General features: G+C 41.6%; 7 protein-coding genes, 1 pseudogene and 1 riboswitch. Of the genes and pseudogenes, 2 read left to right on the top strand and 6 right to left on the bottom strand.

What is annotated here, in order from left to right:
- Positions 1 to 141: 141 nt before the first annotated feature.
- The 6 genes from E4665_RS16645 to E4665_RS16620 form a co-directional block, all read right to left on the bottom strand.
- Positions 142 to 948 carry an energy-coupling factor transporter transmembrane component T family protein gene (locus E4665_RS16645; protein WP_135349929.1) on the bottom strand — a complete coding sequence of 269 codons (807 nt, stop codon included), beginning with the start codon at positions 946 to 948 and terminating at the stop codon, positions 142 to 144.
- A complete protein-coding gene (locus E4665_RS16640) occupies positions 948 to 1,799 on the bottom strand; it encodes an energy-coupling factor ABC transporter ATP-binding protein (protein ID WP_135349928.1) in 852 nt (283 codons plus the stop codon). The genes E4665_RS16645 and E4665_RS16640 overlap by 1 nt, the downstream gene beginning before the upstream one ends.
- On the bottom strand, positions 1,799 to 2,605 hold the full coding sequence (locus E4665_RS16635) for an ATP-binding cassette domain-containing protein (RefSeq protein WP_135349927.1): 807 nt from the start codon (positions 2,603 to 2,605) through the stop codon (positions 1,799 to 1,801). The genes E4665_RS16640 and E4665_RS16635 overlap by 1 nt, the downstream gene beginning before the upstream one ends.
- Positions 2,592 to 3,104: a CD3072 family TudS-related putative desulfidase gene (locus E4665_RS16630; protein WP_135349926.1), complete on the bottom strand. Its 513-nt coding sequence runs from the start codon at positions 3,102 to 3,104 to the stop codon at positions 2,592 to 2,594. Before E4665_RS16630 ends, E4665_RS16635 begins: the two co-directional genes overlap by 14 nt.
- Positions 3,097 to 3,696, bottom strand: a complete 600-nt coding sequence (locus E4665_RS16625; RefSeq protein ID WP_135349925.1) for a CD3073 family putative ECF transporter S component — start codon at positions 3,694 to 3,696, stop codon at positions 3,097 to 3,099. The genes E4665_RS16630 and E4665_RS16625 overlap by 8 nt, the downstream gene beginning before the upstream one ends.
- Before the next feature lie 166 nt (positions 3,697 to 3,862).
- A riboswitch (SAM riboswitch) is annotated at positions 3,863 to 3,969 on the bottom strand.
- A gap of 292 nt (positions 3,970 to 4,261) precedes the next feature.
- The gene (locus tag E4665_RS16620; RefSeq protein ID WP_135349924.1) at positions 4,262 to 5,200 is read right to left on the bottom strand and encodes an aldo/keto reductase; all 939 of its coding nucleotides are present in this window, start codon (positions 5,198 to 5,200) and stop codon (positions 4,262 to 4,264) included.
- Positions 5,201 to 5,388: 188 nt separating this feature from the next.
- Here E4665_RS16620 and E4665_RS16615 point away from each other — a divergent pair, with 188 nt between their 5' ends.
- Together E4665_RS16615 and E4665_RS16610 are read left to right on the top strand one after the other, a co-directional pair.
- Entirely contained in the window at positions 5,389 to 5,685 is a 297-nt protein-coding gene (locus tag E4665_RS16615) for a hypothetical protein (RefSeq protein WP_135349923.1), read from the top strand.
- Between the two features lie 127 nt (positions 5,686 to 5,812).
- Positions 5,813 to 7,093, top strand: a pseudogene (locus tag E4665_RS16610) (MFS transporter); the annotation flags it as partial.
- Between the last annotated feature and the right edge of the window lie 22 nt (positions 7,094 to 7,115).

Raw genomic sequence — 7,115 nt, 5'->3', positions numbered from 1 at the left:
CGGTGAAGGGATACCCTTTTCCTTTCGCAAAATAAATGCCAGCTATAAAGTCCTACGGACATTATAGCTGGCACTTATTGGACAGGCAATCCCGTCAACTTTCGGCTAAAATCAGGCATCAATAACACTTAAACTATTAATTTATTCCTTTAAATACAATCTTGAGTATAAAGTAAGGAAAAGAATTATAATCGTAACAAGAAGGACACAATAATCTGTGATTCGCACCTGGTAAATATGAATAGGCGTTCTATTCTCATCTCCGTGGTAGCATCTTGACTCCATTGCGATGGCTAAGTCCTTTGCTCTGAAAATCGAAGAAATGAATAAAGGCATAATGATAGGGAATAGTCCCTTAACCTTTGAGAGTAGACCTCTTTCGTAAAGATCTCCACCCCGAGACATTTGCGAGCGTTTAATATTTTCGAATTCTTCCATTAAAAGAGGAAGATACCGAATTGAAATAGAAAACATCAGAGTCAATTCATGAATTGGCATCTTTAATTTTTTTAATGGTGTAAGTATTTGCTCTACTGCCTCTGAAAGCTGAATTGGGGATGTTGTTCTGACAAGCAATGATAGAGCAAGAATTACCCCTAAAATTTGCTCACACATTAAGAACCCACTCTGCAAACCGCTTATAGGTAATACTAAACTTAAAACTTGAATAGATGGCCCCATGCTTTTCGTCAGAAAAACATTATATATCATTGTTGAGAGAAAAAATATTGTTAGAGAAAAAACGGTTATCAAGAAAATTTTCCATGACAACTTAGCCATACCCCAAAGCACTACTAGAAGCAGAACCATTAAACTTTTTATGATTATTGAATGACTGATCAATAAGCTGACTGTCAGCAGAATCGAACAAACAATTTTTATACGCGGATCCCACTTTTCAATCAACGAATCTTTTTTTTGATAAATTAGGTAGCTGCTCGCTTCCATTATGTCTTCCCCAAACATTTATTATTCTTTAATTCCCGAGTTAAAATTCTGGAGACCATTTGCAGATTCCATGGTTCTTTTATCTTGACAGAGTATTTTTCCTTAATAAATTGATACGTCTTGATCACAGGCACCTCACTCCATCCAAAAGCGTCTGTTAGAACTTTCTTTGCCAATAAATCCAAAGGATTTCCATCAGACAAAATCGATCCCCTATCAATGACCAGCAACCGCGAAGCGTATTGAATGATTTCGTCTGGGTAATGACTTACCCAGATGATCGTTGTTCTTTTCTCAACGTTTAATCTGTGCAGAAGATGGAATAACTGATCACGCGCATCACTGTCTAAGCCAGCACTCGGTTCATCTAAAATAATTACAGATGGACTATTTACTATTACACCTGCAATTGCAACTCTTCTTTTTTCCCCTCCACTTAATTCCAGAGGACTCTTGGAAACAAAACGTTCAAAGTCGAGACCAACCGAATGCATTGCCTCTGAGATTCTTTCTTTCTTCTTCACTTCAGGGTAATGATATTGTTCCAATCCGAAGGAAATATCTTTAAAGACCGTTACCGAAAACAATTGGTGCTCAGGATATTGAAAAACATAGCCTATCTCATTGAATCTCTTTCTGTTTTTTTTAACAGGAAGTACACCATCTAATAACAATTTTCCAGACGTAGGCAAATTAAATCCTTTTAAAATTTTGGTTAGTGTCGTTTTACCGGCTCCTGACTTCCCGGCAATCGCGATCATCTCTCCCTGCTTTATTCTAATTGAGATATTTTTTAATAGTGTTGTATGTTTTGTGTAGCCAAAAGAAACATTCTCTAACTCGATATTCATCACAACAGCCCCAGTTCTTCAAGCTCATTGGCATGTTTAAGCACGTCAACTCCTTGTTCCTTAATCAAGAGACCGAGATGCCTGAAGTAAGGCATTTTCAGCTTGCAGATTTCTAATGAAGTAGAATCTTGATAAAGTTCTTCCAAAGTACAACCCTTCAAAAGACTACCGTCATTAAAAAGAAATACCCGATCCGCTTCTTCAATTTCCTGCAGATGATGTGTAATATAAATTAAGGCAAAAGATAGCTTTCGTCTTGCCTGTTTCAAAGCAGTGAGAAAATATCTGGCGGAAAAAGGATCAAGCATCGACGTAGATTCGTCCAGAATCAAATATTCGGGCTCTAATGCAAGGACAGAAGCTAGTGCCAGTTTCTGTTTTTCCCCACCTGACAGGTTTGCAACTTCCCTATCCAGAGGTACATTTAAATTTACTAAATTTAGTACTAAATGGACCTTCTCTTCCATTTGGTCAGTCGGAAATCCAATATTTGATAAGCCAAAGGCAATGTCTTCAAAAACGGTGATCCCAACTTGCTGATTTTCTGGATTCTGAAAAACGATTTGTACTTTCCTTCTAATGGCCGGAAGATGCATTTCATCACTTGTTTTAATCCCATCAACAAGGACCTCTCCCTGATCAGGAATCTCTATTCCATTCAAGAACATCGACAATGTAGATTTTCCTGAGCCATTAGGTCCTAATAGAGCGACAAATTCATTTTCATGTATCGTCAGGCTTACATCTTTCAAGGCATTTCTGTTAGAACCTGGATAAGAAAATGAAACATGATTAACTTTGATCATGCTCATTATCACTTCGTTTCGAGAAAGCGCCAAAAATGCTTCTCTTATTTTGAGGGTTAAATTCTCCTTCTGGCGTGTTCGGGATTTGCCAAAAGAAATTAATCACCACACCCTGTTTATCCGCCAGCTCTCTTAGATCGTTCATAAAGACACCTCTTCCTGGATCACACGAAGGACTGCCCGAAATACCTATGCCCCCTACAATTTCATATCCATGATTCTGATATTCTTTTAACTGTTTGATCACAGGTTCCAACAAACTGCGGTTACTCTCATGAAATTCAGGTGTATCGTACTGCTCCACAGTCATTGGGGGTCTATCCAAGCCGAGAAAATGTAACTCAGGACAAGGGAGTTGGACAATTCCCCAGTCATTCGCATCAATCCAGTTCACAGCCTCTTTCATAATGCCCGGTCTTCGAGCTTCATCACGTACCACAGCATTTTGATTTAATACACAATTTGATGTAATAATTATTTTTTTACTTCTTTTATCCATTGATCTTATTTTCTCCGGCAGTTGCAATCGTTTGAGCCGTCTTTTCTGGCTTCCCTAATATAGACGCAGGAATTGACCTGATCACGAAATAAACCAGAATGGCAGATATATTTTTATCGATGATGTTATCGATTAGTCGCGGTATAAAAGCGGAAGTAAATAGGCTGGCACCCGTCTGTTTAAAGAAGAGAACGAATGCGTCCTGTCCTCCTCCGGTCAGTCCGCCAAATAAAAAAACGGCGATTATCGTTCCGATCACCGGCGCGACAAATCCGACAATAATCCCTGATAACACAGCAATCTTCAAAGTGTACCCCTTTTTAGTAGCCAGCAAACCGACAATCAAGCCGATCACTCCATTAACAATAGCAAACGGGATTTCTGTATATCCATTGGTTACGCCTAATACTAAATTGGTGACGATGCCAACCGAAGCGCCCCAATAAGGTCCAAAAGAAGCAGCGATGAAAATAGTTCCCAGTGCATCCAGAAATAAAAATGGGATCTTCAAATTTCCAACAACTGTTCCAGCAACAACGTTAATCGCAATAGCTAACGCAGAGAGCGTAATAATCAATGTTTTTTTGTTCATACTATGACAACTCCTATATTAAAATTTTTTAAAAACAAGTGATCATCCTACAATCCGTCTATCCTCCTTCCTGATTTTCCTAATCTTGAAGATTACAAGATACAAAAAAGCCGTTCTCCTTAATAAGAAAACGGCTTTGTGCTTTTTTATTTCTGGGCACTATGTTCTCTTATCTCTCAGATTAGATCTGCTGGAATTAACACCATACAATCTTTTCAGAATGCTGGTTGTCGGGTTTCATTGGGCCAGTCCCTCCGCCACTCTTGATAAGAAATATTAAATTATTAACTGTAATACAAATATTACATAACAAACTGACTAAAAGCAAGAGGAATTCCAACTAATTTTATTTGTTTTGTTAAGATTAATTAATTTAAAACTGATCCTTCTTTTGAAAACGCTCAGCCATCCTGGATTTAATCCACTCAGAGTTGAAGAAATTATGGAAAAGCTTCATTAACTTAAAATGGATGTAAAGCTTGAATGAACCGACCTTCACTCAAAAAAAGAGTGCCACTCAGGCACTCTTTTTTTGATTTTTCGGTATCATTTCAGAAAAATCCCATCACACAGCCAAGAAGTTTCGGCTGATGCGGTCGTATTCATCTTTTGAGAGTTTGACTTCGGCTGATTGCGCAATTCCCGGAACCTGACCGGCATTACGGGCGCCTGGAATCACTGCGGTCAAATCAGGATTGGCCAGATACCACGCCAGCACAATCTGGAGCACACCCACATGGTGCTGACGCGCAATCGGACGGAGCGTGTCAACCGCCTTCATTGTGCTTTGGAACGCTTTACCCGTGAACTTCTCACTTTTGCTGCGCGGATCATTTTCAGCAAAAGTCGAGTCTTTGGTGTACTTGCCGGTAAGTAGTCCTGACTCAAGCGGGAAGTACGGGACAAAAGAAATGTGCGCGTCCCTTAAATACGGAAATAACCTTTCTTCCTCATCACGGTGAATCAGGCTGTAGTAATTTTCGACAACATCAACATAGCCATCCTTATTTGCTTCTTTAACCTGCTCAGGCGTGAAGTTGGAAATTCCGATCGCCCGTATTTTCCCTGCTTCCCTTAGTTCCTGAAGAGCGCCGACCGCCTCACTCTTTGGCGTCTTTTCATCAGGAAAATGAATATAAAAAATATCAATATAATCTGTTTTCAATCGTTTGAGTGCATCATCCACCGATTTTTTCAGAAATTGCGGCTCATTATTCAGTACCATTTCGCCGCTGGAGAAGTCATGGGCCGCTTTGTCGGCAATGATCACTTGATCCCTTGGAAAGTCGGCAATGACTTCGCCGATTAATTCCTCGGAGCGCCCTTTACCATACATAAAAGCTGTATCAAGCAGTTGAATCCCGGATTCGAGAGCTGCACGAACCGTCTCTAGGCCGTCTGACTCCGATAAGTTGGGAAACAAATTGTGTCCGCCGACCTTGTTTGTACCTAGTCCCAGCGGTGCTGTCTCGACCTGGCTTTTTCCGATCTTTATCTTACTCATCAAACATGCCTCCTCAATAATCCTTCATCACTATGACTATAACACGGCAACTGGTAAAAATCCGGTTTTGTGCCTGACCCGCAGGTGTGTGAATCGGAAATACCTTTCCGTCTCTCTTCTCAATTCACCACTTTTGATTAGGGTTCAGGTATAATGTCAGTATTATGACGGATGAGAGAGGGTCCTCGATGAAACCGTATCTTTCATTATTTTGGAGTTACACGCTGGTCCATGTGCTTTCCGTTCCGCTTTATTATGTAACCATCATCGTTGCCGCCTTCAGCACAGACAGTGAAGGTATCGTACCGCTCACCTTTGTGGTGCTCTATACACCAATTATCCTGATTCATCTGATCCTTTTCTTCATTCTATTCCTGATCAAGCGCAAGCATCTTTCCCTGGCACGTCAATCGGTATTCGGTGGTGCTTATCTGGCGGTGCTGCTGCTCCTGTATTCTGTTATCCTTTTTACGTCTTTCATTTGAAGAGCCATACTAAAACATGACTGGTCCCGCACGCAAAATGATTCAGCTATTTCTTATGGGCATATTTGTGCTGTAGTCCATTCACGAACGTCATCATGAAGCGATACATTGGGAAGCTGGCGATGCAATGCTACCGGATCAACTTTTTTTCCATATTCATTATTGTAACAGTAGATTGTTTGATGAAGAGGGGCAGCCACCGCGAAGGATTAGCCGTACGCTGTCCCACCACGAACTCATTCTTTTTACGGGTGGCTCCGGAACCGTTACAATCAATCAACGACATTATTCGATTAAAAAAGGCATGCTTTTCTACATTAGTCCCGGGCTCCATCATACGTTTGAGGCTATATCCGGGCAAGGTGGTTTTTTATCGGTTCATTTTAGCTACGCAGAGGTGGAATGGAATCAAAACCAGTGGACCATCCATGATGGCACGAACAAATTGATGAGGAAAATGGGAAGAGAATTAATCGATTACCACGAGGTGGAAGCGTTCTTTCGACGCCTGACTGCCTGTTGGTCCGCAAAAAAGCCCGGCTACCCCTTTGCCGCCCGAACACTTCTTCAAGAGCTGCTCATGGCCATCGTTGAAAACATCAAGAAACAAAATCGAAATTTTGCGAGCTCGCTTAAGGTCGAGACGATCGTCGCCTATATGCAGGAGAATTTGTCCCGGCACATTACCCTGGAGGAATTATCCGAACTTGTCGAGCTATCACCCACTTACGTCACCAGGATCTTTAAAGAAAGCACCGGTTGCTCCGTCATCTCTTATTTTAACAAAATGAAAATGGACAAGGCGAAGGAACTGCTTCTTGAGGGTGATCATACGATTAAGCAAATGGCCCATTTACTTGGCTTTGTCGATGAATTTTATTTTAGCCGGCTCTTTAAAAAATCAGAAGGCGTCAGTCCAACCGAATATTATAGCAAAAATGTCCACAGTAGTCATCTTGCACTGTTGGCCGGACTTGCCTTTTCAGCTTCAGGATTGGCGAATATCATCGCCGCGCCGCGCTTAGGAAAGCTGTCTGACCGGATTGGTCCGGAAAAGGTTATGGTCATTGCCCTATGCATGGCCGGACTGCTTTTTATTCCGCAAGGCTTTGTCACCGCGCCTTGGCAATTAATCGCTCTTCGATTCTTGTTCGGTCTGACTGCCGGCGGACTCATGCCGTCAGTGAACATTATGATTCGAAAAATTACCCCAACCGCGCTGACGGGACGCGTATTCGGTTTTAGTATGTCCGCCATGTACTTAGGCGTTTTCGGAGGATCCGTTTTTGGTGGCCAGATTGCCGCATGGCTCAGTATTCGCGCGGTATTTTTCGTTACAGCCGCACTGCTACTTATGAATGGATTGTGGGTTTATTGGCGCGTCTATCGGCGACTCGCCACACATGCGGATCGCGCGCAACACGTAGGAG

The organism is Sporolactobacillus shoreae, from assembly GCF_004684935.1.
Taxonomy (GTDB): Bacteria; Bacillota; Bacilli; order Bacillales; family Sporolactobacillaceae; genus Sporolactobacillus; species Sporolactobacillus shoreae.
This window is presented reverse-complemented; position numbering and strand designations above follow the sequence as displayed.

Bases quoted from the DNA above. Each gene is read 5' to 3' on its own strand.
- E4665_RS16645 (WP_135349929.1), bottom strand. From the start codon at position 948: ATGGAAGCGAGCAGCTACCTAATTTATCAAAAAAAAGATTCGTTGATT.
- E4665_RS16640 (WP_135349928.1), bottom strand. From the start codon at position 1,799: ATGAATATCGAGTTAGAGAATGTTTCTTTTGGCTACACAAAACATACA.
- E4665_RS16635 (WP_135349927.1), bottom strand. From the start codon at position 2,605: ATGATCAAAGTTAATCATGTTTCATTTTCTTATCCAGGTTCTAACAGA.
- E4665_RS16630 (WP_135349926.1), bottom strand. From the start codon at position 3,104: ATGGATAAAAGAAGTAAAAAAATAATTATTACATCAAATTGTGTATTA.
- E4665_RS16625 (WP_135349925.1), bottom strand. From the start codon at position 3,696: ATGAACAAAAAAACATTGATTATTACGCTCTCTGCGTTAGCTATTGCG.
- E4665_RS16620 (WP_135349924.1), bottom strand. From the start codon at position 5,200: ATGAGTAAGATAAAGATCGGAAAAAGCCAGGTCGAGACAGCACCGCTG.
- E4665_RS16615 (WP_135349923.1), top strand. From the start codon at position 5,389: ATGAAACCGTATCTTTCATTATTTTGGAGTTACACGCTGGTCCATGTG.